This is a genomic window from Rhizobium sp. BR 249 (assembly GCF_047445895.1).
GTDB lineage: Bacteria > Pseudomonadota > Alphaproteobacteria > Rhizobiales > Rhizobiaceae > Rhizobium.
In genome coordinates this window covers 37,935-63,172 of record NZ_JARWKX010000027.1, presented here as the reverse complement: position 1 = coordinate 63,172, position 25,238 = coordinate 37,935, and the positions used below count along the sequence as shown (strand labels likewise).

Below are 25,238 nucleotides of genomic sequence, written 5' to 3'. Positions count from 1 at the left end.
ATTCGCTTCTAGTGCAAGAGCCCGGCAAAAGGAAACCGGAAGTTATGATTCGCGTCATCCTGCTCTATCGGAATTCAGGCGAAAATGCATGGGGACATAAGCCTTTGCCCACAGCGCATGCTTGCCCCGGCGGGCCGCACTCTTTATAGACCCGCCAGAGACAGCAAGAGGCAGGGTCATGGTCTTTTTCCCCCACCGCCACCTCATCGGCATCAAGGGCCTCACCGAGCAGGATATCACCTATCTTCTCGACAAGGCCGACGAAGCCGTCAAGATCAGCCGCCAGAGAGAGAAGAAGACGTCGACGCTGCGCGGACTGACGCAGATCAACCTCTTCTTCGAGGCATCGACCCGCACGCAGGCCTCCTTCGAGCTTGCCGGCAAACGGCTCGGCGCCGACGTCATGAACATGTCGGTCGGCAATTCCTCCGTGAAGAAAGGCGAAACGCTGATCGATACGGCGATGACGCTGAATGCGATGCGCCCCGATGTGCTGGTGATCCGCCATTCGAGCGCGGGAGCGGCCGCCCTTCTCGCCCAAAAGGTCTCCTGCTCGGTCGTCAATGCCGGTGACGGACAGCACGAACATCCGACCCAGGCGCTGCTCGACGCGCTGACGATCCGCCGCGCCAAGGGCAAGCTTTCACGCATCATCGTGGCGATCTGCGGCGACGTGCTGCATTCGCGCGTGGCGCGCTCCAATATCCTGCTGCTGAACGCCATGGGCGCGCGCGTCCGTGTCGTCGCACCCGCCACCCTCCTGCCCGCCGGCATCGCGGATATGGGCGTCGAGGTCTTCCACTCGATGAAAGAAGGATTGAAGGACGCCGATGTGGTGATGATGCTGCGGCTGCAGCGCGAGCGCATGTCCGGCGCCTTCGTGCCTTCGGTGCGCGAATACTATCACTTCTACGGGCTGGATGCCGAAACGCTGAAGGCGGCAAAGGAAGATGCGCTGGTCATGCATCCCGGCCCGATGAACCGCGGCGTCGAGATCGCCTCCGAGGTGGCGGACGGCCCGCAGAGCGTGATCGCCGAACAGGTGGAGATGGGGGTCGCGGTGCGCATGGCGGTCATGGAGACGCTGCTCGTCTCGCAGAACCAGGGTCCCCGAACCGATGGAATGATGGCATGAGCAACCCGATCGTCCTCAAGAATGTCCGCATCGTCGATCCCTCGCGCAATCTCGACGAAGTCGGCACGATCATCGCCGAAAACGGCGTGATCCTTGCCGCCGACGGCAAAGCACAGAACCAGGGCGCGCCGGAGGGCGCTGTCATCCGCGACTGCACCGGCCTCGTTGCCACGCCCGGCCTTGTCGACGCGCGCGTCCATATCGGTGAACCCGGCGGTGAGCACCGCGAGACGATCGCCTCGGCGAGCCGGGCGGCGGCGGCCGGCGGCGTCACTTCGATCATCATGATGCCGGATACCGATCCCGTCATTGACGACATTGCCCTCGTCGAATTTGTCAAGAAGACGGCGCGGGATACAGCTGCCGTCAACGTCTATCCGGCAGCCGCTATCACCAAGGGCCTTGCCGGCGAGGAGATGACTGAGATCGGCCTTTTGATGCAGGCGGGCGCCGTCGCCTTCACCGATGCCCATTCGAGCGTCCACAACACGCAGGTGCTGCGCCGGATCATGACCTATGCGCGCGAATTCGGCGCCGTCATCTCCTGTGAAACTCGCGACAAATATCTCGGCGCCAACGGCGTCATGCATGAAGGGCTTTTCGCCAGCTGGCTCGGACTGTCAGGCATTCCAAAGGAAGCCGAGCTCATTCCGCTCGAACGTGATCTCAGAATCGCCGAGCTGACGCGCGGCCGTTATCACGCCGCGATGATCTCCGTGCCGGAATCGGTCGAAGCGATCGAACGTGCCCGCAGCCGCGGCGCCAAGGTGACCGCAGGCGTTTCGATCAACAATCTGGCGCTCAATGAAAACGACATCGGCGAATACCGCACCTTCTTCAAGCTCTACCCGCCGCTGCGCCCGGAAGACGACCGGGTGGCGATGGCCGAGGCCGTTGCGAGCGGCGCGATCGACATCATCGTCTCCTCGCATGATCCGCAGGACGTCGATACGAAGCGCCTGCCTTTCGGCGAGGCGGCGGACGGCGCAGTCGGCCTCGAAACCATGCTGGCGGCGGCCCTCAGGCTTCACCATGGCGGCCAGGTGAGCCTGATGCGCCTGATCGATGCCATGTCCACCCGCCCGGCTCAGATTTTCGGCCTCAATGCAGGCACGCTGAAGCCTGGCGCGCCGGCCGATATCACGCTCATCGATCTCGATGAGCCTTGGCTTGTCGCCAAAGACATGCTTCTCTCCCGTTCGAAGAATACGCCGTTCGAGGATGCGCGCTTCAGCGGGCGGGCAATCGCGACATACGTCTCGGGAAAGCTCGTGCACGCACTTTAAGAGACGGTTGGGACGATAAGCCACGGAGGGCTGAGGGGACATATGCTATCCAATCTCATGTCATGGCAGATCACATTGCCGATCGCGCTTGCCGCCGCCGTCATCGGCTATCTCTTCGGCTCCATTCCTTTCGGCCTGATCCTCACCCGCGCCGCCGGCCTCGGTGATGTGCGCAGCATTGGCTCCGGCAATATCGGCGCGACCAACGTGCTCAGAACCGGAAACCGCAAGCTGGCCGCCGCGACGCTGCTGCTCGATGCGCTCAAAGCATCGGCCGCGGCCTGGGTCGTCGGTTATTTCTTCGGTGAGGAGGCTGCGATCATCGCCGGTTTCTTTGCCTTCATCGGCCACCTCTTCCCGGTCTGGATCGGCTTCAAGGGCGGCAAGGGTGTAGCCACCTATATCGGCACCCTGCTCGGCATCGCGCCGATCATGGTCGTGCTCTTCGCCGTCATCTGGCTGACGATCGCCTTCACCACACGCTACTCCTCGCTGTCGGCGCTGGTCGCCATGCTCGTCATCCCGATCGCACTGTGGATCCTCGGCAACGAAAAGGTCGCGGCTGTCATGGCGATCATGACGCTGATCTCCTATTGGAAGCACAAAGCGAATATTTCCCGCCTGATGAGCGGGACGGAAAGCAAGATCGGGGCGAAGGCATAATGGATGCGCTGAGCACGGCGCCAAAGGGCGTTGTACTGACCGAACGACAGCGAATTGCCTGGCTGCGCCTCATCCGTTCCGACAATATCGGCCCTGCGACCTTTCGTGACCTCGTCAATCATTTCGGCTCGGCCGAGGCAGCGCTTGCGGCGCTGCCGGAGCTTTCGGCGCGCGGCGGCGCCACGCGCGCGGTCCGCATTGCCAGCGAGGCCGAGGCGCATCGCGAGCTCGAAGCCGCGCATCGCTTCGGCGCCCGCTTCGTCGGCATCGGCGAACCTGATTATCCGCAAGCGTTGAAGCAGATCGATGGCGCACCACCGCTTCTAGCCGTCAAAGGCGCGCTTGCCGCCGCCAAACGGCCAGCCGTCGGCATCGTCGGCTCCCGCAACGCCTCGATTGCCGGCGCCAAATTCGCAGCGATGGTGGCGCGCGACTGCGGCCGGGCCGGCTATACCGTCGTCTCCGGGCTTGCGCGCGGCATCGACACGGCGGCGCATCGGGCCAGTCTCGAAACAGGCACGATCGCAGCGCTCGCCGGCGGTCTCGACCAGCCCTACCCACCAGAAAATATCGGTCTGCTCGATGAGATAACGGGCGGCAACGGCCTCGCGGTGAGCGAGATGCCATTCGGCTGGGAGCCGCGCGCCCGCGACTTCCCGCGCCGCAACCGGCTGATCGCCGGTATCGCGCTCGGCCTCGTGGTCGTCGAAGCGGCAGAACGTTCGGGATCGCTGATCACCGCGCGGCTTGCCGGCGAATTCGGCCGGCTGGTGTTTGCCGTGCCGGGCTCACCGCTCGATCCGCGCTGTCATGGCACCAACGGGTTGCTGAAAGACGGCGCTTCGATCGTTACCGCACCCGCAGATGTCATCGAGTCCCTGGCGCCGGTTGCGCAATTCGATCTCTTCCCATCCTCGATGGCAGAGGAACCGGCGCGTGACGACAAGGCCATGATCGTACCGCCGGGCGATTCCGAGCGGGCGCGGATCATCGATGCGCTCGGACCGACACCTGTCGAAGTCGACGACGTCATCCGCCATACCGGCCTTTCCGCATCCGCCGTCTATCTCATCCTTCTGGAACTCGACATATCAGGCAGGCTGCACCGGCATCAGGGTGGCCTCGTCTCCCTTTCCGACTGAGCCCTGCGCGTTTTGAACGAGCGGCTTTGAGAGCTGCAGAAACCGCGTGTTGAAATCGACCTGAAAGCAATTACAAGGTGCATTCGACATGCGATCCCTCTTCGATTGCACCGTACGCAAGAAGTAAAATTGTAGCAAACCCCTTGACCGCAACGATTTCCCTGTCCATGTCGGAGAGCCGGTATCCATGTTGCGCTGAGTGTTGCGCTGGCTTCCACGCCGGCGTGGCTGTTTTTTAGAGAATCATCATGAATGTTGTAGTGGTGGAATCGCCTGCCAAGGCCAAGACGATCAACAAGTATCTGGGTTCCGGATACAAAGTGCTCGCCTCTTTCGGCCATGTGCGCGATCTGCCTGCCAAGGATGGCTCAGTTCTTCCCGATCAGGATTTCGAAATGCTCTGGGAGGTCGATGGCGCCTCCGCTAAGCGGATGAAGGACATTGCTGACGCAGTGAAATCCTCCGACGGCCTTTTCCTCGCGACCGACCCGGATCGCGAAGGTGAAGCGATTTCCTGGCACGTCCTCGACATGCTGAACAAGAAGCGCGTGCTGAACGGCAAGTCGGTCAAGCGCGTCGTCTTCAACGCGATCACCAAGAAGGCCGTGCTCGACGCGATGGCCGATCCGCGCGATATCGACGTGCCGCTGGTCGACGCCTATCTCGCGCGCCGCGCACTCGACTATCTCGTCGGTTTCAATCTTTCGCCGGTCCTCTGGCGCAAGCTGCCCGGCGCGCGTTCGGCCGGCCGCGTCCAATCGGTCGCGCTTCGCCTTGTCTGCGACCGCGAATCCGAGATCGAGCGCTTCATTTCGGAAGAATACTGGAATCTCTCGGCGCTTCTGAAGACGCCGCGCGGCGACGAGTTCGAGGCAAGGTTGGTCTCGGCGCACGGCAAGCGGCTGCCGCCGCGCGCGATCGGCAACGGCGAGGATGCCGGCCGCCTGAAGGCTTTGCTCGAAGGGGCAAGCTATGCCGTCGACACGGTCGAGGCGAAGCCGGTCAAGCGCAATCCGGGACCGCCCTTTACGACTTCGACACTGCAGCAGGCAGCCTCCTCGAATCTCGGCTTCTCCGCCTCGCGCACCATGCAGATCGCCCAGAAGCTCTATGAAGGCGTCGATATCGGCGGCGAGACGGTCGGCCTCATCACCTATATGCGAACCGACGGCGTGCAGATGGCGCCTGAGGCGATCGACGCGGCGCGGCGCGCGATCCTCGACCAGTTCGGCGAACGCTACCTGCCTGAAAAGGCACGCTTCTACTCGACCAAAGCGAAGAACGCCCAGGAGGCGCACGAGGCGATCCGCCCGACCGATTTCTACCGCTCTCCTGACCGGGTGCGCAAATTCCTCGACGCCGACCAGATCCGGCTTTACGAGCTGATCTGGAAGCGCGGCATCGCCAGCCAGATGGCGTCGGCCGAGATCGAGCGCACCACGGCTGAGATCACTGCCGACAACAAGGGCGAGAAGGCCGGCCTGCGCGCCGTCGGTTCGGTCATCCGCTTCGACGGTTTCATCGCCGCCTATACCGACCAGAAGGAAGACGGCGAGCAGAGCGACGACGGCGACGAAGATGGCCGCCTGCCGGAGATCAATGCACGCGAGACGCTCGCCAAGCAGAAGATCAATTCGACCCAGCATTTCACCGAGCCGCCGCCGCGCTATTCGGAAGCCTCGTTGATCAAGAAGATGGAAGAACTCGGCATCGGCCGTCCCTCCACCTATGCTGCGACGCTCGCGACACTGCGCGATCGCGACTATGTGACGATCGACAAGCGCAAGCTGATTCCGCAGGCCAAGGGCCGGCTGGTGACAGCCTTCCTCGAGAGCTTCTTCACCAAATATGTCGAATATGACTTCACTGCCGACCTCGAGGAAAAGCTCGACCGGATTTCCGCAGGCGAGCTGAACTGGAAGCAGGTGCTGCGCGACTTCTGGAAGGATTTCTTCGCGCAGATCGAAGACACCAAGGAACTGCGCGTCACCAACGTGCTCGATTCGCTGAACGAGGCGCTGGCGCCGCTCGTCTTCCCGAAACGGGAGGATGGCGGTGATCCCCGGATCTGCCAGGTCTGCGGCACCGGCAACCTGTCGCTGAAACTTGGCAGATACGGGGCTTTCGTCGGCTGCTCGAACTATCCAGAGTGCAACTATACCCGCCAGCTCTCCTCCGAAAACGGCGGAGAAGCGGAAGGTGTCGCGCTCAACGAGCCGAAGAACCTGGGCACCGATCCGACGACCGGCGAGGAACTGACGCTGCGTTCCGGCCGCTTCGGCCCTTATATCCAGCGCGGGGACGGCAAGGAGGCCAAACGTGCTTCGCTGCCGAAAGGCTGGAAGCCCGAAGACATCGACTACGAGAAGGCGATGGCTTTGATTTCGCTGCCGCGCGATATCGGCAAACATCCCGAAACCGGCAAGATGATCTCCTCGGGCATCGGCCGCTACGGGCCATTCCTCCTGCATGACGGTTCCTATGCCAATCTGGAAACCGTCGAGGACGTTTTCTCCGTCGGCCTCAACCGCGCCGTGACCGTCATCGCCGAGAAGGCGAACAAGGCGCCAGGCCGCGGTGCGCGCGGCACGCCGGCAGCGCTGAAGACGCTCGGCGACCATCCCGATGGAGGCGCCATTACCGTTCGCGACGGCAAATACGGCCCCTATGTCAACTGGGGCAAGGTCAACGCGACCCTGCCGAAGGGTAGGGATCCGCAGGCGATCACCGTCGAGGAGGCGCTTGCGCTGATCACCGAAAAGGCCGGCAAGGCCCCCGCTGGCAAAACATCGGCCGGCAAGACGACCAAGGCGAAAGCCAAGCCGAAGGCGGCGGCCGCCGAAGCCAAGACCACCAAGACGGCGGCCAAGCCGAAGACAACGAAGGCGAAAGCGCCCGCAAAATCGAAAAAGAGCTGACGTGAGCAGAATACCGCGCGACAGAACGAACCCTGCGGGCAAGCGCCCCGGCAAGATCGGCCGCGCCGGCAAGGATGCTCCCGCCGTCGAGCCGCTGAACATCGTCCACGGCGCGCTGCCTTCGCGCGAGGTGATCCTGCGCTTCATCGCCGATCATCCGCAGAAGGCTTCGAAGCGCGAACTCGCCAAGGCTTTCGGGCTGAAAGGCGACAGCCGCGTCGAACTCAAGCATATGCTGCAGGAGCTCGAGCAGGAAGGCATGCTGCAGAAGAGCCGCAAGTCGCTGATTCGACCCGGCGCCCTTCCGCCCGTCACCGTTCTCGACATCACCACGCGCGACAAGGACGGCGACCTGATCGGCCGGCCGGCGGAATGGCCAGAGGACCAGGGTGTGGCGCCTGCCGTCGCCATCCGCCAGCAATCGCCGGCAGGCCGCCACGGCAAGGGCAAGGCGCCCGTCGCCGGCCTCGGCGACCGCATTCTGGCGAAGATCTTCCCGGCCGTCGATCGCGGCGGACCGGCCTATACGGCGCGTATCATCAAGGTGATCGACAGGCGTCGCGGCGCCTCGATGGGCGTCTTCCGCGCCACGCCTGGCGGCGGCGGACGGCTGCTGCCGATCGAGCGGCGCGGCGAGGAGATGGTGATCGATCCCGACTATACCGGCGGCGCCAAGGACGGCGACCTGGTCGAGATCGAAATCGCCCGCCTCGGCCGCTTCGGCCTGCCGCGCGCCAAGGTTCTCTCCGTCGTCGGTTCGGTCGGCTCGGAAAAGGCGATCTCGATGATCGCCATCCATGCGCACGGCATCCCGCATGTCTTCCCGCCCGCCGTCATGGCGGAGGCGGAGGATGCCAAGCCGGCGACGATGTCGCATCGCGAGGATTGGCGCGACGTGCCGCTGATCACCATCGATCCGGCCGACGCCAAGGACCATGACGATGCGGTCTACGCCGAGCTCGACCCCTCGCCCGATAATCCCGGCGGCGTCATCGTCACCGTCGCGATCGCCGATGTCTCCTGGTATGTCCGCCCCAAGTCGCCGCTCGACCGCGAAGCGCTGAAGCGCGGCAACTCGGTCTATTTCCCGGATCGGGTCGTGCCGATGCTGCCGGAGCGCATCTCCAACGATCTCTGCTCGCTGAAGGAAGGCGTCGATCGCCCGGCGCTTGCCGTGCGCATGAGCTTCTCGGGAGAGGGCCGCAAGATCGGCCATACCTTTCATCGCATCATGATGAAGAGTGCTGCCAAGCTTTCCTACCAGCAGGCGCAGGCGGCAATCGACGGAAATCCGGACGACAAGACCGGGCCGATGCTCGAGCCGATCCTGAAGCCGCTCTGGCACGCCTATGGGGTGATGAAGCGCGGACGCGACCGGCGCCAACCGCTGGAACTCGACATGCCGGAGCGCAAGATCCTGCTGAAATCAGACGGCACCGTCGACCGGGTCTTCGTGCCGCCGCGGCTCGATGCGCACAAGCTGATCGAAGAGATGATGATCCAGGCGAACGTCTGTGCCGCCGAGACGCTGGAAAAGAAGCGCCAGCCGCTGGTCTACCGCATCCATGACGGCCCGACGCTCGCCAAGCAGGAAGTGCTGCGCGAATTCCTGGCCACGCTCGGCATTTCGCTCGCCAAGGGCGGCAACATGCGCGCCAACAGCTTCAACGGCATCCTGGCCAAGGCCGAAGGCACCGCCCACCAGACGATGGTCAACGAGATGGTGCTGCGCTCGCAGAGCCAGGCGATCTACAGCCCTGAGAATATCGGCCACTTCGGCCTCAACCTGATGAAGTACGCCCACTTCACCTCGCCGATTCGCCGCTACGCCGATCTGATCGTGCATCGCGCGCTCGTCGGCTCGCTCGGCTTCGGCGAAGGCGGCATCACGCCCGACGAAGAAGCCACCCTTGACGATATCGCCGCTGAAATCTCGACCTTCGAGCGCCGCGCCATGGCGGCGGAGCGCGAGACCATCGACCGGCTGATCGCCCACCATCTCAGCACCCGCGTCGGCGAGGAATTTTCCGGCCGCGTCTCCGGGGTTACGAAATCGGGCCTCTTTATTGTTTTGCCGGACTATGGCGCGGACGGTTTCGTCCCTATATCTACGCTCGGCACCGATTATTTCATCTATGACGAGGCGCATCAGGCGCTCTCGGGTGAAAAGACGGGGCTCGGCTATCGCTTGGGCGACAGCGTCACCGTGAAGCTTGCCGAAGCAATTCCGCTTGCCGGCGCGCTGCGTTTCGAAATGCTGAGCGAAGGGCGCGAGATGCCGATGGCGGTGCGCTCCTTCCACAAGGCCGGCCGCCGCGACAGGGGCCAGGTTCGCAAGAAACCGGGAACGCGGCCGCCGCGCGGGCGCCGCTAGAGCATGTCGCGCAAAAGTGTGCAGCGGTTTTGCGTTAACGACATGCGTAAAACAAAGACCTAAAGCGCGAAGAGCGAATCTGAAAGATCGCGACGCGCTTTAGGCCGTTGTGCCGAAGCAGCAATAGTCCGCGTCCGGAACTCCATGCTTTTGGCCTGAAAGGAAAGATGCGATGAGCACACCGACCGACCCGGTCGTCCGCTACGGAGATGCGCCGGAAGTCGAGCGTCCGCTCGGGCGTTCCGTCATGCGCGGGCTGATGAACCGCTGCCCGGCCTGCGGCAGCGGCAAACTCTTTCGCGCCTTCCTGAAGCCCGTCGACCATTGCGCCGCCTGCGGCGAGGCGATGCATCACCACCGCTCCGACGACCTGCCGCCCTATATCGTCATCCTCGTCCTCGGCCACGTCGTAGTCGGCGGCTATATGCTGACCGACATGACCTTCATACTGCCGGTATGGGTCCATCTTGCCATCTGGGCGCCGATCACCGTCATCACTGCGCTTGCCTCGATCCAGCCGATCAAGGGCGGCGTCATCGGTCTGCAATGGGCGCTGCGCATGCACGGCTTCGGCGGAGAGAGCGACAGTCCCGATGATTACGACCTTCCCCGCCGGCCGGATTGAGCGCCTTCACCTTCCAGACATATTTAGCGTGTAGTGCCAGCCCTCCACCGACCACCACCGACACGCGGGAGTCAACGATCCTCACCGACTTGACATGGTAAGCTTTTCTTGTCTGAACAGGCTTTACATTCCGCAGATCACATCGGAAATACTGCGAAACGCTGCTCGTCACCTGGATTTGGCACGTCTGTGCCTTTCTATGTGCGGTGAGAGGTCGATTCGCTCGCGCAGCTTTCTAAGGATGGATAAATGTCTCAGCCGAGAAACGGCACACCAGGCGATCTCGAAGAAATCCATTGGCCTTCTCTGGTGGCAGCCATCTCGTCCATTTCAGCCGTCGGCATAGCAATCGGCCTCGGACTCCCGCTTCTCAGCATCATCCTCGAAAAACGCGGCATCTCGTCCACACTGATTGGGCTCAACACGGCGATGGCCGGGATCGCGGCGATGGCAGCGGCCCCCGTTACGACCAAGCTCGCCCATAAATACGGCGTTGCCCCGACGATGCTCTGGGCCGTGCTGATCTCGGCGCTGAGCGCGCTCGGCTTCTACTACGCCCAGGATTTCTGGATGTGGTTTCCGCTGCGTTTCGCCTTCCATGGCGCGACGACGACACTGTTCATCCTTTCCGAATTCTGGATCAACGCCGCCTCGCCGCCTTCCAAACGCGGCTTCGTGCTCGGCATCTACGCGACGGTGCTTTCCCTCGGCTTTGCAGCCGGGCCGCTGCTCTTTTCGCTGCTCGGCAGCGATGGCATCTTTCCCTTCCTGATCGGCGCCGGCGCCATCCTGCTTGCCGCCATTCCGATCTTCATCGCCCGCGACGAGAGCCCGATACTCGAGGAAAAGCCGGAGCTGCATTTCATGCGCTACGTTTTCCTGGTGCCGACGGCGACGGCGGCGGTCTTCATCTTCGGCGCGGTCGAGGCGGGCGGGCTGTCGCTTTTCCCGGTCTTTGCCGTGCGCGCCCATTTCACCGAATCGCAGGCAGCCCTGCTGCTCACCATGATGGGCGTCGGCAACGTCATCTTCCAGATCCCGCTCGGCCTGCTCTCCGACCGCATCGGCGACAAGCGGCCGCTTCTAGCCGGCATGGCGCTGATGGGTTTCATCGGCTCGATGATGTTGCCGGTACTGATCGACAATTGGCTGCTGATGGCCGGGCTCCTGCTCTTCTGGGGCGGCTGTGTCTCCGGCCTCTATACGGTCGGCCTCAGCCATCTCGGCTCGCGGCTGACGGGCTCCGATCTTGCGGCGGCCAATGCCGCATTCGTCTTCTGTTATGCGATGGGAACCGTGGCCGGGCCGCAAGCGATCGGCGCGGCGATCGATGTCGCTGGAAATAACGGTTTTGCCTGGGCAATCGCCACCTTCTTCGGCTTCTACGCGCTACTTTCCGGCATCAGATTGATGTTCATTCGAAAACGGACTTGACTTTTCGGGCGGGATTCGTAGTTTCGCGCCAGAATTTGCCGTGGAGCCCATCCGGCTTCCACGGCTTTCATTTTCTTAAAGGCAGGACGACCATGGCCAAGGCTACAACAATCAAGATCAAGCTGCTGTCGACAGCCGACACCGGTTTCTTCTACGTCACGACGAAGAACAGCCGTACGATGACGGACAAGATGACGAAGACGAAGTACGACCCGATTGCTAAGAAGCACGTCGAGTTCAAGGAAACCAAGATCAAGTAATCGCTTGATATCTGGGATTTCGAAAAAGCGCGCGCCCACGGGTTGCGCGTTTTTTATTGCCGGAATCGGCCCTCTTTGAGAGATGACAGCGCAAACAGAAAAACGCCGCCCTTCCATCTTCGGGAAGTGACGGCGTTTTCTTGAAAGGGGGTCGGCCAGCATGCAAAACGGCACGAGGAACCGTTATAGCTTGCCTACTAGCCGACCGACCCCACGACCCAGGAGATGCGGCGGACCTGAGCATCATGGGGTATCGACAACTCCTCTACGGGAGCGCTTCTCTTATGAGCCGATAATTTGCGCAAAAATGAAAGAAAATCAACAAATTCTTAATGGTAAAAAATCCGAGTCTGATTCTATGGTTAAAAGTCCAGTTTTGGAACACACAAAGAATCGCCGGCTCTGCTTGGCTTCAGAGCGTAACATCCGGGCACCCGAAGAAATTCGATAATATAACCTAATAACTTACGCCTCCCCTCCCCTTACGTGAGGTGACGCCTCGGCGCTCTATTTAGCCTTGTTGGCACCTACTACTTTTTATAGTTTCCAATTCATCACGAGCCACGGCCTGGCTATGTCAAGACTATCTCGCGCCAGCACATCACAGCAACGCGGCTTGTCCATTTTTGGGCTATTAAGTTGCAAAATTTTCGCCTGGCCTTTGCCGGGCCGGGATTAAAAATCGGTAACAATCTGCTTACCGCAGTGGATAACCTGCGAAGGACGCTGCGGACGGCAAATGATTCGTCAAGCGGCTGCGGCGACGACGCGGTTGCGGCCCGTGTTCTTGGCCTCGTAAAGGGCCAGATCCGCCTGCTTCATCAACTGGTCGGGGGTCAATACGGCAGCGATACGGGAAGCAATACCAAAGGAAGCGGTGACGTTCAGCGCCTGACCGGAGTGTTTCAGCAGGAAGGGAGCGCTTTCGACCGCCGCACGCAGGCGCTCGGCGACGGCGGCCGCAATTTCCGGCGAGGTGTCGGGCATCACGACGACGAATTCTTCCCCACCATAGCGGCAGGCGAGATCGGCGCCACGGATGGTCGAGCGAACGCGGTTTGCGAATTCCCGCAGCACTTCGTCACCGCCATCATGGCCGTAGGTGTCGTTCACCTGCTTGAAGCGGTCGATATCGGTGATCAGCACCGAAAGCGGCCGGCCCCGCGCCATCGAACGGTTGAAGAGCACGTTCAGATGATTGTCGAGATAGCGCCTGTTGTAGAGACCGGTCAGCGGATCGGTCACGGCAAGCTCGATCGTCTGCTTGACGCTGTTGCGCAGGCGGTCGTTGTAGCGCTTGCGGCGGATCTGCGTCAGGCTGCGGGCAACCAGCTCATTGGGATCGACCGGGCGGATGATGTAGTCGTTGACGCCGAGATCGAGCGCGCGGACGACCATCTCGTCGGCGCCCTGCTCGGTGATGATCAGGATCGGCAGGAAGCGCGTGCGCTCCAACGAACGCAGCTGCGAGCAGAGGCGGAGCGGATCGTAATCGTCGAAGTTGGCGTTGACGATGACGAGATCGAACGCATTTTCGGCCGCTTCGAAGAGGGCTGCCTGCGGATCGGAAAGAGCAAGTACATCCGCCACGGGCTTCAGCGCCTTGACGATGCGCTCCTGCGAATTGGCGCGGCCGTCGACGAGGAGCACCTGACCGGCCTCGTCGGCACGGCCCTCGCCTGCCCGCATCAGGTCGTCCATTCCTATCGTCTGGGCGGTATCGGCGCGGATGCGCAGCTCGTCGCTCAAGGTTTTCAGCCGAAGCAGGCTCTTCACCCGCGAGATTAGCTGCAGGTCGTTGACCGGCTTAGTCAGGAAATCGTCGGCGCCGGCCTTCAGGCCGCGCACACGATCGGCCGGCTGGTCGAGCGCGGTGACCATGACGACGGGAATATGCGCGGTCCTCTGGCTGGCCTTCAGCCGCTCGCAGACTTCGAAACCGTCGATGCCGGGCATCATGATGTCGAGCAGGATCAGGTCGACCTGGTTGCGCTCGCAGATCGCCAGCGCCTCGTAGCCATCGGCTGCCGTCATCACGTCGAAATATTCCGCAAGCAGCCGCGCTTCGAGCAGCTTCACGTTGGCCGGAATATCGTCAACCACCAGTATTCGCGCAGTCATAACGGTCTTTCCGATGCGTCAGGCATCGCCCAGATAGGTCTTGATCGTCTCGATGAATTTCGGAACCGAGATCGGCTTGGAAACATAGGCCTCGCAGCCACCCTGGCGGATCCGCTCCTCGTCGCCCTTCATCGCGAAAGCCGTGACGGCGATCACGGGAATCACATGCAGCTCGTCGTCTTCCTTCAGCCATTTGGTAACTTCGAGGCCGGAGACCTCGGGAAGCTGGATATCCATGAGGATGAGGTCGGGGCGATGTTTGCGCGCCAGATCGAGCGCCTCCATGCCGTTTCTCGTCTGAATCGTGGTATAGCCGGACGCCTCGATCAGGTCGCGAAAGAGCTTCATGTTGAGCTCGTTATCTTCTACAATCATTACCTGTTTGGGCATGACAAGCTGTCCCTACGTCCGTTCGCGCAGTCGTTCGTCCCATGAGAAATGCACATGCGGACGAATAGCTCCGTGAAACCGATAGCGCACGCTAGCGGTATTTGGTTGAAGAAAAGGTAACTTACCCCTCGAAATGCAAAGCAACTTCAAGACTTCGAAACAACAGGCCGCCGACCCGCACGAGACGGCGATCGCCGTGCTCGGCTGGCTTGCCGACGATCCCGACATGTTCGGCCGCTTCCTCGCGCTCACCGGTGTGGCGCCCGCCCAGGTGCGCAGCGCCGTCAACGACCCTGCGTTTCTCGCCGGCTTGATGGATTTCCTGATGGGCCACGAACCGACGGCGATGGCTTTCTGCACGGCGAGCGGCATCAACCCCGAGGTGGTAACCGCCGCCTGGCGACATTTTTCCTCGCCCGGTCTCGATTCCGGAGAATACTGACCGTGACTGGCGTAACGGAACTCGACATCTCGCACATCCGCCTCGGTGAACGGCCGCTGATCGTCTGCGACGTCGACGATGTCGTGCTGCAGTTCATCGGTCCCTTCCAGCTTTTCCTTCAAAGCCAGGGTCTTGAGTTCCTGCCGCGCTCGTTCCGGCTTCACGGCAACATCGTCTCGAAGGCAGATGGGGTGGAGGTCGAGGAGCAACAGGTCAGCCGGCTGATCGACGCATTTTTCGAAGCGCAGGAGCAGTGGCAGACCCCGCTCGACCGTGTCGTCGAGACGCTCGGCCAGCTTTCGGAAGTGGCCGATATCCTTTTTCTGACGGCGATGCAGCCGCGGTTCCAGGATCAACGCCGCCGTCTGCTTGACAGGACGGGCCTTCTCTTTCCGCTGCTTGCCAGCGAACAGCCCAAAGGACCGATCGTTCACGCATTGCATGCCAGCCGCTCCCTTCCTGTCGTCTTCATCGATGATATGGCGCGCAATCTGCATTCCGTCAGGGATCACGTCGCCGATTGCCTGCTCATTCACCTGATGCCGGACTCGCCGGTCCATCGTTTCGCGCCGGCAGCGGCCGAGGACATCACCCGGGCCACCGACTGGGCTGATGTGGCCGAACTCATCGAGGCACATTTCCTTTCCGGCACGGTCAATCGCGCAGCTCCAGCCGCATGAGCGGACGGCCATCCTTTCGCCTTGCCACCGTCTCGAAGCCGGCGGCATCGAAAATCGCCGTCGAGCCGATGCAGAGCGTCACGGATTTCGACTGTTTCACATGATCGATCGGACAGGCTTCGAGAAGCCGCGCGCCGTGGCGTCGGGCTTGCTCGATCGCGCCGGCGAGCAGGCGGTGGCTTAATCCCCTGCCGCGCAGTTTCGGCAGTAGGAAGAAGCAACTGACGGCCCAGACGGATGGATCATGCGCATCGCCCTCCTCCAGCGGCCGCGAGACCGTGCGCGGCGAATTGAACTGCGGCACGTCATAGCGCGGCCCCACCTGCACCCAGGCGGCCGGCGCACCATCGGCGTAACAGAGAATGCCCGGCGGCGGACCCGACTCGATCCGTTCCCGCATATGCGTCTTACGCTCCTCGGCCGACATTTCCGTCCTCACCGCATGCGGCAGGCGTAGCGCGACGCACCAGCAATTGCAGAATGCGCCCTGCGGGCCGAAGAGGATTTCGAAATCATCCCAACGTTCCCGCGTCACCGGCTTAAAACGAAGTTCGTTATCCAAAGGCAAAGCTCAGCCCTCTCTTGTGACTCGGAAGCTTAAGGCGTAGTGTCGCCGCGTTCAACCTTTGTTCTCACCATGACGCCCGCGCCCGACAAGACACCCGGCTTCTGTCGCGACTGCCTTGCCGAGCAGAAGGGCGAGACGCGCCGCTGTATTTCCTGCGGCAGCCCCCGCCTCGTGCGACATCGCGAACTCTACGCGTTGACGCTTGCCCATATCGATTGCGATGCCTTCTACGCAGCCATCGAAAAACGCGATAATCCGGAGCTTGCCGACAAGCCGGTCATCGTCGGCGGCGGCAAACGCGGCGTCGTCTCCACCGCCTGCTATATCGCCCGTATCCATGGTGTGCGTTCGGCCATGCCGATGTTCAAGGCGCTGGAGGCATGCCCTGCGGCGGTCGTCATCCGCCCGGACATGGAGAAATATGTCCGGGTCGGGCGCCAGGTGCGAGCGCTGATGCAGGATCTGACGCCGCTGGTGCAGCCGCTGTCGATCGACGAAGCCTTCCTTGAACTTGGCGGCACGGAGAGACTGCATCACGATCCACCGGCGCGCACGCTCGCCAAATTTGCGCGCCGCATCGAAAAGGAAATCGGCATTACCGTTTCGGTCGGGCTTTCCTACTGCAAATTTCTCGCCAAGGTCGCTTCCGACCTGCAGAAACCACGCGGCTTTTCCGTCATCGGCCGCGAGGAAGCGGTGGAATTCCTGGCGCCGCGTCCCGTCACCACGATCTGGGGCGTCGGCAAGGCCTTTGCGGCGACGCTGGAGGCGGACGGCATCCGCACGATCGGCCAGTTGCAGCAGATGGAGGAGAACGACCTGATGCGCCGCTATGGCAGCATCGGCCAGCGGCTCGCCCGGCTGTCGCGCGGCATCGACGATCGTGAGGTGCATCTCAACGATGCGGCGAAGAGCGTTTCGGCCGAGACGACCTTCTTCGACGACATCTCGCGCCATGACGACCTGGTCCCGATCCTGCGCAACCTTTCCGAAAAGGTCTCCTGGCGGCTGAAGAAAAGCGATATCGCCGGCCAGACCGTGGTCCTCAAGCTGAAGAGCGCCGATTTCAAGATACGCACCCGCAACCGCAAGCTCGAAGACCCGACCCAGCTTGCCGACAGGATCTTCCGCATCGGGCTCGAGCTTCTCGAAAAGGAAACGGACGGCACGAAATTCCGGCTGCTCGGCATCGGCGTTACCGATCTCGGCGACGCCGCCCGCGCAGATCCCCCTGATCTCATCGACCGGCAATCGGGCCGGCGGGCGGCTGCCGAAGCGGCGATGGACAAGCTGCGGGACAAGTTCGGCAAGAACACGGTCGAGACCGGCTATACCTTCGGCAGCAAGCGCGATCACTAAACCGTGAGGCGAGCTCACGCTCCCGGCTTTAAAATCTTCCTTAAACTTCGTCCCATAATGTGCCGGACCAGTATTGCGTATGGTTGGGTATCATGTTCTCGCGTCTCGTCTTCGGCCTCGGCTTGCTGTCGGCCACCGCACTCGTGCACCCTGCTCTTGCCGCGGATGTGCGCACGCTGCAGATCTTCGTCTCGAAGAACAAGCAGTCGCTCGCGGTCTATGACGGCACCGAGGTCGTCGCGACCTCGAAGGTCTCGACCGGCAAGGACGGCCACACGACGCCGAGCGGCATCTTTTCAGTGCTCGAAAAGCAGAAATACCACGAATCCAATCTCTATTCGAACGCGCCGATGCCTTTCATGCAGCGGCTGACATGGTCCGGCATTGCGCTGCACGAATCCAATTCGGTGCCGCGCTATCCGGCATCGCATGGCTGCGTGCGCATGCCCGGCGCCTTCGCCAAGATGCTCTACGGAATGACCGAGGCCGGCATCCCCGTCATCATCAGCGATGGCGAATTGGCGCCGCAGCCGATCGACCATCCCAATCTTTTCCGTCCGGACGCGCCGGCGGCAATGCCGCTGCTTTCGGATGTCGAACTGCGGCCCTCCATACCGCACAGCCGCGAGGCACCGGTACAGGTGGCGATGAACGACACGGCTGCAATGCCGATGCCGGTCGCAGCCCCGGAAGCCGAGCCGCCGTCCGAGCCGATCAGCATGCTCATCACGCGCCGGACCTTGCGCGAGACGGTGATCGACATCCAGGCCCTTCTCAACCAGCTCGGCTTTTCCGCCGGCGACCCGGACGGGCTGCTCGGCCCGACGACGGTGGAGGCGATCAGGGCTTTCAAGACGCTGCGGCCGGCGGAATTTGCCGGCGACAGGAGCCTGATCTCCGACACGCTGCTCAAATCGGTCTATGCGGCGGCCGGCAAGGGTGAACCGCCGAACGGCGTCATCATGGTGCGGCGGGCCTTCAAGCCGATCTTCGAAGCGCCGGTGATGATCGCCGATCCGGGCCTGGCGCTCGGCACGCATTTCCTGACGCTGCATGCGATCGATGAAACGGCCGGCACGGCCGACTGGCTCGGCGTGACGCTTGCGAACAATCTCTCCCGCGAGACGATGAAGCGGCTCGGCATCACCAATCAGGAAAGCTCGATCCTCGCGGGCAAACCGATCGCCCGGTCGCTCAGCCGCATCGCGATTCCGGAGGAAACCCGCCGCAAGATCGACGCACTGATCGCGCCAGGCTCGACCCTGACGATCTCCGATACCGGCGTCGGCCCGGAGACCGGGGAAGGCACGGATTTCATCACGATCACCCGTGGGTAATCAGACGAGCTCGACGTCGATGACACCAGGAGCGGCGCGAAGAGCGGCGGCGATCTCAGGCGTGATGCGGTATTTCTCCGGCAGCGCCACTTCCACCTCGCGTTTGCCCTCTTCCTTGATGACGATGAAGGAAACGAGGCCGTCGCCCTTGGCGTTGAGATGGCCGGCCACCATTTTCAGCGGCCCGGAATCTCTGACATAGACGCGCAGCGCCTTCTGCATCTGCAGCGACTTTTCCTCCAGCGACTGGATCGTCTGGATGCGCAAACCGATACCCTCCGGCCGCTCCTCCCCGGTCGCGGTCAGCAGGAAGGATTTTCCGGACTCGAGCACGTCGCGATACTGGTTCAGCATCTCCGAAAACAGCACCGCCTCGAACTGGCCCGAGGAATCGGAAAAGACGATGATGCCCATTTTGTTGCCGGTGCGGGTCTTGCGCTCCTGCTTCGAGATGACGGTGCCGGCAAGGCGCGCATTGGCGGCGCCTTGTTTGATCGCCTGAGAAAACTCGGCAAAGGTCTGCACGCGCATCTTCTGCAGGATGTTGCTGTAGGAATCGAGCGGGTGGGCGGTGAGATAGAAGCCCAGCACCTGGAATTCCTTGAGCAGCCGCTCCGAAGCCAGCCAAGGGGAATAGGGCGGCAAGGAGATCTTCTCCGGGCCTGAGTTGAGTGCGCTGCCAAAAATGTCCGACTGGCCGCTCAGCTTGTTTTCCTGGGCGCGCTGGGCATAACCGAGAATGCGATCAAGGCCGGCGGCCAACTGGGCGCGGTCGGTGCCGAAACAATCGAAGGCGCCGGCATAGATCAGGCTTTCGAGCACGCGGCGGTTCACCTGGCGCGGATCGATGCGCAGGCAGAAATCCTCGATGCCGGCAAAAGGCTTGTCGCCGCGCACCTCGACGATGTGGTCGACGGCGGATTCGCCGACGCCTTTGAGGGCGGCCAGCGCGTAATAGATGCGATTGTCGCCGGTCTCGAAATGACGGAAGGAGGTCTGCACCGAGGGCGCGATCACCTCGATGCCGAGGCGCTTGGCGTCCTGACGGAAATCATTGACCTTTTCCGTGTTGGACATATCGAGCGTCATCGAGGCGGCGAGGAATTCGACCGGATAATGCGCCTTCATGTAGGCCGTCTGGTAGGAGACGATCGCGTAAGCGGCGGCGTGCGACTTGTTGAAGCCGTAGTTTGCGAACTTCGCCAAGAGTTCGAAGATGTTGTCGGCCTGCGGCTTCGATACGCCATTCTTGACGGCGCCGACGACGAAGCGTTCGCGCTGCTGGTCCATCTCCGCCTTGATCTTCTTACCCATGGCGCGGCGCAGAAGGTCGGCTTCGCCAAGCGAATAGCCCGACAGGACCTGGGCGATCTGCATCACCTGTTCCTGGTAGACGATAACGCCCTGCGTTTCCTTGAGCAGGTGGTCGATCATCGGATGGATCGATTCCAGCTCCTCATCGCCGTGCTTGCGGGCATTGTAGGTCGGGATGTTCTCCATCGGGCCGGGACGGTAAAGCGCCACCAGCGCGATGATGTCCTCGATGCAGTCCGGCTTCATGCCGATCAGCGCCTTGCGCATGCCGGCACTTTCCACCTGGAACACACCGACCGTCTCGCCGCGTGACAGCATCTCGTAGGTCAGTTTGTCGTCGAGAGGAATGGCGGCGAGATCGACATTGATGCCGCGCTTGGCAACGAAATCGACGGCGACCTTCAATACCGTCAGCGTCTTCAGGCCGAGGAAGTCGAATTTGACGAGGCCGGCCTGCTCCACCCACTTCATGTTGAACTGGGTGACCGGCATGTCGGAGCGCGGATCGCGATACATCGGCACCAGCTTGGAAAGCGGCCGGTCGCCGATGACGATGCCGGCGGCATGCGTCGAGGCGTGGCGATAAAGCCCTTCGATCTTCTGGGCGATGTCGAGCAGGCGCGCGACCACCGGCTCTTTCGCCGCCTCCTCCTGCAGCTTCGGCTCCTCCTCGATCGCCTTGGAGAGCGGCGTCGGATTGGCCGGATTGTTCGGCACGAGTTTGCAGATCTTGTCGACCTGGCCGTAGGGCATTTCCAGCACGCGGCCGACATCGCGAAGGGCGGCACGCGCCTGCAGCGAACCGAAGGTGATGATCTGCGCCACCTGCTCACGGCCATACTTGGCCTGAACGTAACGGATCACCTCTTCGCGGCGATCCTGGCAGAAGTCGATGTCGAAGTCCGGCATCGAGACGCGTTCCGGATTGAGGAAGCGCTCGAAGAGCAGCGAGAAACGCAACGGATCGACGTCGGTGATCGTCAGCGCATAAGCGACCAGCGAGCCCGCGCCGGACCCGCGGCCCGGACCGACCGGAATATCATGCTGCTTGGCCCATTTGATGAAGTCGGAAACGATCAGGAAGTAGCCGGGGAAGCGCATACGCTCGATGACGCTGAGCTCGAATTCCAGCCGCTCGCGATAATCCTTTTCTTCGTAGCCCGGCGACATGCCGAGCGTGGCAAGCCGCATATCGAGCCCTTCGACCGCCTGGCGGCGCAATTCGCCGGCCTCGGCGCGCTCGGCCTCCTCGGCATCGTCGGTGGCGCCGGTGAAGCGCGGCAGGATCGGCTTTCGCGTCTTCAGCACGAAGGAGCAGCGCCTGGCAATCTCGATCGTATTCTCCAGCGCTTCCGGCAGGTCGGCAAAAAGCTTGGCCATTTCGGCCCGGCTCTTCAGGTAATGATCCGGCGTCAGGCGAAAGCGGCTGTCGTCGGAAACGATGGCGTTGTGCGCAACCGCCATCAGCGCGTCATGGGCGTCGTAGTCGTCGCGCGCCGGGAAGAAGGCTTCGTTGGTCGCAACCAGCGGCAGGTCATGGGCATAGGCCAGCCCAACAATTTTTTGTTCGTGCCGCTTGTCGTAGGTGCCGTGCCGCTGCAGCTCGACATAGAGCCTGTCGCCGAAGAGGCGTTTCAGCGCGAGCAACCGGACTTCCGCCTGGGCGGGATGGCCGTCCTTGAGCGCCGCATCGACCGGCCCGGTCAGGGCGCCGGTCAGAGCGATCAGCCCTTCGGTCCCTGCCTCCTCCAGCCAAGAGGCCCTGATATGGATGGCCTGATTGCCCTCGCCGCCGAGATAGGCGCGGCTGACGAGATCGACGAGGCGTTCGTAACCGGCGTCCGTAGCGGCGAGAAGAACGATCGACGGCAGCTTGATCACCGCCTGCTGGCCGCCGCGCTTTTCCGTTTCCAGCCCGTCTTCCATGTCGATCGAGACCTGGCAGCCGATGATCGGCTGCAGGCCCTCGTCCATCGCCTTCTGAGAGAATTCCAGCGCGATGAACAGATTGTTGGTATCGGTGATGGCGATCGCCGGCTGGCTGTCGCCGGTCGCCTTGTAAAGGATCTTCTTCAGAGGCAGCGCGCCCTCGAGAAGCGAATAGGCGGAGTGGACCCTTAGGTGGATGAAGCCCGGCGTGCCGCCGGTCGCCTCACCCGTTGAACCCTTTGCCGTCTCCGCCATGATATGCCTTCCCAATCACCCGAATGAATCGGACGCATTGTCGGCATTGAGGGCGATGATGTCCAGAAGAAGTCCCGCGTCCGAACCGCATGACTGCCATGCGATCCCCTGAAAACTTTAGATCGCGATGACGATAAGCGAGAAGCTGGCAACGAACATTGCGATGGAGGTGAATGCTGCGATATCACGGATCATGTCAGTCATTTGGCTCTCCTTTACTCGTTATGTTTTTAATTTGTTCCATATATGTTCGCATGTCAACAGGAATCTTTTCCTCCGTACTTGCGTTTGAAAAATGCCCGTCGCGTGCTGCGAATCGCGCGCGGCCTCGATGCCGGCGTTGAATATACCCGGCAACCGCGCCTGGCATTCCCAACCCGGGACGGATCGGCGCGGATCGTCCAATGTCGGACGCGTGTGCCCCAGAGGAACAAAGCGCCGCTCGCCATTTTGTTCTTCTTATGTTCTAACCGTCCTGTTATATCAATTCAGATGAGTCAGGGGAGGAGGATGATAATGCTCGATAGCGCGATGCTGCACGGCTTCATTGTCGAGGCCAAGGCCGCGACCTACGTCGGGGGTGGTGTGCCTCGCCTGCCCTGCCGGCCGGGTGCTCATGATATCGGCTATTTCAGCGGCGACTGGCGCTATCTCGACAGTTATTTCGGCGGCACGGATTTCGCCGGCCAGGAAGTGGTGTGGTTTGCCGATGAACCCATCTGGGCGATGAATTATTTCGGCTGCGTCATCGCGCCCGATCTCATCGACGGCAGTGCGGCCGGAACGGTGATCAAGGCGGCGCTCTCGGCAATGTATCGGGAAGGCCGGTTTCTTGGCGGAATGGAATTCGATCATCCACTCGGCCGTTATATCGACCGCAGCGAAGGCGGCTGCGACCGGTTCAACGGCCATCAATGCATCATGGTCGGCGGCCGCAAGGCCTATGCGCTCGACTATCGCGGCGGGCTGGTCATCCCCTGATCGCTGGGCCGATGCGCTAGAAGTCGACGATCTTGCCGTCCGAGATCGTCACGCGCCGGTCCATGCGACGGGCGAGTTCGTGATTGTGGGTGGCGATGAGGGCGGCGAGGCCGGATTGGCGCACCAGCGCCTCCAGCGCGTCGAAGACGTAAGCTGCCGTTTCCGGGTCGAGATTGCCGGTTGGCTCGTCGGCCAGAAGCAAGCTCGGCGCATTGGCGACGGCCCGGGCGATCGCGACGCGCTGCTGTTCGCCGCCGGAAAGTTCGCCGGGGCGATGGGCGCCACGATGGCCGATGCGCATGTAATCGAGAAGCTGGCCGGCCCGCTCGCCGGCTTCCTTCCAGGACAGCCCGGCGATCAGCTGCGGCATCATGATGTTTTCGAGCGCCGAAAATTCCGGCAGGAGATGGTGGAACTGGTAGACGAAGCCGATCTCGCTGCGGCGGATCGCGGTACGCTTCTCGTCGGAAAGGCCGTCGCAGGCGTGGCCATTGATGGTGACTTCACCGCCGTCGGGATGTTCGAGCAGACCCGCGACATGCAGCAGCGTCGATTTGCCGGTGCCGGAGGGAGCAACGAGCGCGACCATCTCGCCTTTCGACAGCGAGAAATCCGCGCCTTTCAGGATGGCGAGCAGCGTATCGCCCTGCCCGTAATGGCGCTCGACGCCGGTAAGCTTGAGAACGACGTTGCGTTTCATGAAGGCGGCATTCCTTATTCGTAGCGCAGGGCCTGCACCGGATCGAGCCTGGAGGCGCGCCAGGCCGGGAAGATGGTCGCGATGAAGGAGAGGCTGAGCGCCATGACGACCACCGAGATCGTTTCGCTGATATCCATCTCGGCCGGCAGCTGGCTGAGGAAATAGACCTGCGGATTGAAGATTACGGTGCCGGAGATCCAGGAAAAGAACTGGCGGATGGATTCGATGTTGACGCAGACGAGAACGCCGAGCAGCACGCCCGCAAGCGTGCCGACGATGCCGATCGCCGCCCCGGTCATGAAGAAGATGCGCATGATCGCGCCGGCGCTGGCGCCCATGGTGCGCAGGATGGCGATATCGCTGCCCTTGTCCTTCACCAGCATGATGAGGCCGGAAATGATGTTCAGCGCCGCGACAAGCACGATCAGCGTCAGAATCATGAACATGACGTTGCGTTCGACCTGGAGCGCCGAGAAGAAGGTCTGGTTGCGCTGGCGCCAATCGGTAATGGCGATCTGGCGGCCGGCCGCTTCTTCCACCTTGGGCCTCAGATTGTCGATATCGTCGGGGTTGTCGACGAAGAGCTCGATCGACTGCACCAGCCCTTCGGCATTGAAGTAAAGCTGCGCCTCCTCGAGCGGCATGAAGATGATCGAGGAATCATATTCCGACATGCCGATCTCGAAGAGGCCGGAGATCTTGTAGGACTTGACGCGCGGGCTGACGCCCATCGGCGTAATGTCACCATCCGGCGACGTCAGCGTAATCAGGTCACCGACGCGCAGACCGAGCTGATCGGCCATGCGGGTGCCGATCAACACGCCTTCACCGGAGGCATAGCCCACCATGTCGCCCGATTTGATGTTTTCGGAAATCGTCTTGAGCTTGGTCAGATCGTCGGCGCGGGCTCCGCGCACCAGCGCGCCGGTGCTGCCGCCGGCCTGGGCGGAGGCGAGCACCTGGCCTTCCACCAAAGGCAGCGCCATCTTGACGCCGGGCACGGCGGCGAACCTGCCGGCAAGGTCGGCATAGTCGGTGAAAGGCCCGTCGACCGGCTGCACGATCATATGACCGTTGATGCCGAGGATGCGCGAGACGAGCTCGGTGCGGAAGCCATTCATGACGGCCATGACGATGATGAGCGTCGCCACGCCGAGCATGATGCCGACGAAGGAGAAGCCGGCGATCACCGATATGAAGGCCTCCTTGCGGCGGGCGCGCAGATAGCGCCACGCCACGAGGCGTTCGAAGGTGGAAAATGGCTTGCCAGCCGGACCCAAGCCGGATTTGGAACTCCGGTCCACTGCTGCCTCTGCCATTTCGCC

General features: G+C 62.1%; 20 protein-coding genes. 14 read left to right on the top strand and 6 right to left on the bottom strand.

Features of this window, described 5'->3' with window-relative positions; genetic code table 11:
* The first annotated feature begins 178 nt into the window (after positions 1-178).
* The 9 genes from QD408_RS22440 to rpmG all read left to right on the top strand — a co-directional run bounded on the left by QD408_RS22440 (position 179) and on the right by rpmG (position 11,837).
* Positions 179-1,135 carry an aspartate carbamoyltransferase catalytic subunit gene (locus QD408_RS22440; RefSeq protein WP_088685472.1) on the top strand — a complete coding sequence of 319 codons (957 nt, stop codon included), beginning with the start codon at positions 179-181 and terminating at the stop codon, positions 1,133-1,135.
* Positions 1,132-2,421 carry a dihydroorotase gene (locus QD408_RS22435; protein WP_414140809.1) on the top strand — a complete coding sequence of 430 codons (1,290 nt, stop codon included), beginning with the start codon at positions 1,132-1,134 and terminating at the stop codon, positions 2,419-2,421. Before QD408_RS22440 ends, QD408_RS22435 begins: the two co-directional genes overlap by 4 nt.
* Positions 2,422-2,463: 42 nt before the next feature.
* Positions 2,464-3,084 carry a glycerol-3-phosphate 1-O-acyltransferase PlsY gene (gene plsY / locus QD408_RS22430; RefSeq protein WP_414140808.1) on the top strand — a complete coding sequence of 207 codons (621 nt, stop codon included), beginning with the start codon at positions 2,464-2,466 and terminating at the stop codon, positions 3,082-3,084.
* Complete coding sequence (gene dprA, locus QD408_RS22425; protein WP_414140807.1) at positions 3,084-4,226, top strand: DNA-processing protein DprA; 1,143 nt, start codon at positions 3,084-3,086, stop codon at positions 4,224-4,226. The genes plsY and dprA overlap by 1 nt, the downstream gene beginning before the upstream one ends.
* A gap of 248 nt (positions 4,227-4,474) precedes the next feature.
* Positions 4,475-7,144 carry a type I DNA topoisomerase gene (gene topA, locus QD408_RS22420; RefSeq protein ID WP_414140806.1) on the top strand — a complete coding sequence of 890 codons (2,670 nt, stop codon included), beginning with the start codon at positions 4,475-4,477 and terminating at the stop codon, positions 7,142-7,144.
* Between the two features lies 1 nt (position 7,145).
* The gene (gene rnr / locus QD408_RS22415) at positions 7,146-9,518 is read left to right on the top strand and encodes a ribonuclease R (protein ID WP_414140805.1); all 2,373 of its coding nucleotides are present in this window, start codon (positions 7,146-7,148) and stop codon (positions 9,516-9,518) included.
* Positions 9,519-9,690: 172 nt separating this feature from the next.
* Positions 9,691-10,143 (top strand): DUF983 domain-containing protein, encoded by a 453-nt coding sequence (locus QD408_RS22410; RefSeq protein ID WP_088685466.1) that lies wholly within the window; start codon positions 9,691-9,693, stop codon positions 10,141-10,143.
* A 249-nt stretch (positions 10,144-10,392) separates the two neighbouring features.
* Positions 10,393-11,577 carry an MFS transporter gene (locus QD408_RS22405; protein ID WP_414140804.1) on the top strand — a complete coding sequence of 395 codons (1,185 nt, stop codon included), beginning with the start codon at positions 10,393-10,395 and terminating at the stop codon, positions 11,575-11,577.
* 92 nt (positions 11,578-11,669) lie between these two features.
* The gene (gene rpmG, locus QD408_RS22400; RefSeq protein ID WP_003587245.1) at positions 11,670-11,837 is read left to right on the top strand and encodes a 50S ribosomal protein L33; all 168 of its coding nucleotides are present in this window, start codon (positions 11,670-11,672) and stop codon (positions 11,835-11,837) included.
* 747 nt (positions 11,838-12,584) lie between these two features.
* Here the strand turns inward: rpmG and QD408_RS22395 are convergent.
* Positions 12,585-13,958, bottom strand: coding sequence for a PleD family two-component system response regulator (locus tag QD408_RS22395; protein WP_414140803.1), 1,374 nt, complete (start codon positions 13,956-13,958; stop codon positions 12,585-12,587).
* 18 nt (positions 13,959-13,976) lie between these two features.
* Positions 13,977-14,348: a response regulator gene (locus tag QD408_RS22390; RefSeq protein ID WP_003547430.1), complete on the bottom strand. Its 372-nt coding sequence runs from the start codon at positions 14,346-14,348 to the stop codon at positions 13,977-13,979.
* Between the two features lie 133 nt (positions 14,349-14,481).
* Between QD408_RS22390 and QD408_RS22385 the strand changes: the two genes are divergently transcribed.
* Together QD408_RS22385 and QD408_RS22380 are read left to right on the top strand one after the other, a co-directional pair.
* On the top strand, positions 14,482-14,790 hold the full coding sequence (locus QD408_RS22385; RefSeq protein ID WP_414140802.1) for a DUF3572 domain-containing protein: 309 nt from the start codon (positions 14,482-14,484) through the stop codon (positions 14,788-14,790).
* Positions 14,791-14,792: 2 nt separating this feature from the next.
* Complete coding sequence (locus QD408_RS22380) at positions 14,793-15,470, top strand: hypothetical protein (RefSeq protein WP_414140801.1); 678 nt, start codon at positions 14,793-14,795, stop codon at positions 15,468-15,470.
* Here the strand turns inward: QD408_RS22380 and QD408_RS22375 are convergent.
* The gene (locus QD408_RS22375; RefSeq protein WP_414140800.1) at positions 15,445-16,032 is read right to left on the bottom strand and encodes an N-acetyltransferase family protein; all 588 of its coding nucleotides are present in this window, start codon (positions 16,030-16,032) and stop codon (positions 15,445-15,447) included. The genes QD408_RS22380 and QD408_RS22375 overlap by 26 nt on opposite strands.
* Positions 16,033-16,107: 75 nt before the next feature.
* Between QD408_RS22375 and QD408_RS22370 the strand changes: the two genes are divergently transcribed.
* Both QD408_RS22370 and QD408_RS22365 read left to right on the top strand, forming a co-directional pair.
* Positions 16,108-17,397 carry a DNA polymerase IV gene (locus QD408_RS22370; RefSeq protein WP_414140818.1) on the top strand — a complete coding sequence of 430 codons (1,290 nt, stop codon included), beginning with the start codon at positions 16,108-16,110 and terminating at the stop codon, positions 17,395-17,397.
* Between the two features lie 92 nt (positions 17,398-17,489).
* Complete coding sequence (locus QD408_RS22365; RefSeq protein ID WP_414140799.1) at positions 17,490-18,734, top strand: L,D-transpeptidase family protein; 1,245 nt, start codon at positions 17,490-17,492, stop codon at positions 18,732-18,734.
* Here the strand turns inward: QD408_RS22365 and dnaE are convergent, their stop codons facing one another.
* Positions 18,735-22,232, bottom strand: coding sequence for a DNA polymerase III subunit alpha (dnaE, locus tag QD408_RS22360; protein ID WP_414140798.1), 3,498 nt, complete (start codon positions 22,230-22,232; stop codon positions 18,735-18,737).
* 516 nt (positions 22,233-22,748) lie between these two features.
* Between dnaE and QD408_RS22355 the strand changes: the two genes are divergently transcribed.
* On the top strand, positions 22,749-23,213 hold the full coding sequence (locus QD408_RS22355) for a DUF5680 domain-containing protein (RefSeq protein WP_414140797.1): 465 nt from the start codon (positions 22,749-22,751) through the stop codon (positions 23,211-23,213).
* A 16-nt stretch (positions 23,214-23,229) separates the two neighbouring features.
* On the opposite strand, the gene QD408_RS22350 is transcribed toward QD408_RS22355, so the two are convergent.
* A complete protein-coding gene (locus QD408_RS22350) occupies positions 23,230-23,913 on the bottom strand; it encodes an ABC transporter ATP-binding protein (RefSeq protein ID WP_088685457.1) in 684 nt (227 codons plus the stop codon).
* Between the two features lie 14 nt (positions 23,914-23,927).
* Positions 23,928-25,232 (bottom strand): lipoprotein-releasing ABC transporter permease subunit, encoded by a 1,305-nt coding sequence (locus QD408_RS22345; protein ID WP_088685456.1) that lies wholly within the window; start codon positions 25,230-25,232, stop codon positions 23,928-23,930.
* Positions 25,233-25,238: the final 6 nt, after the last annotated feature.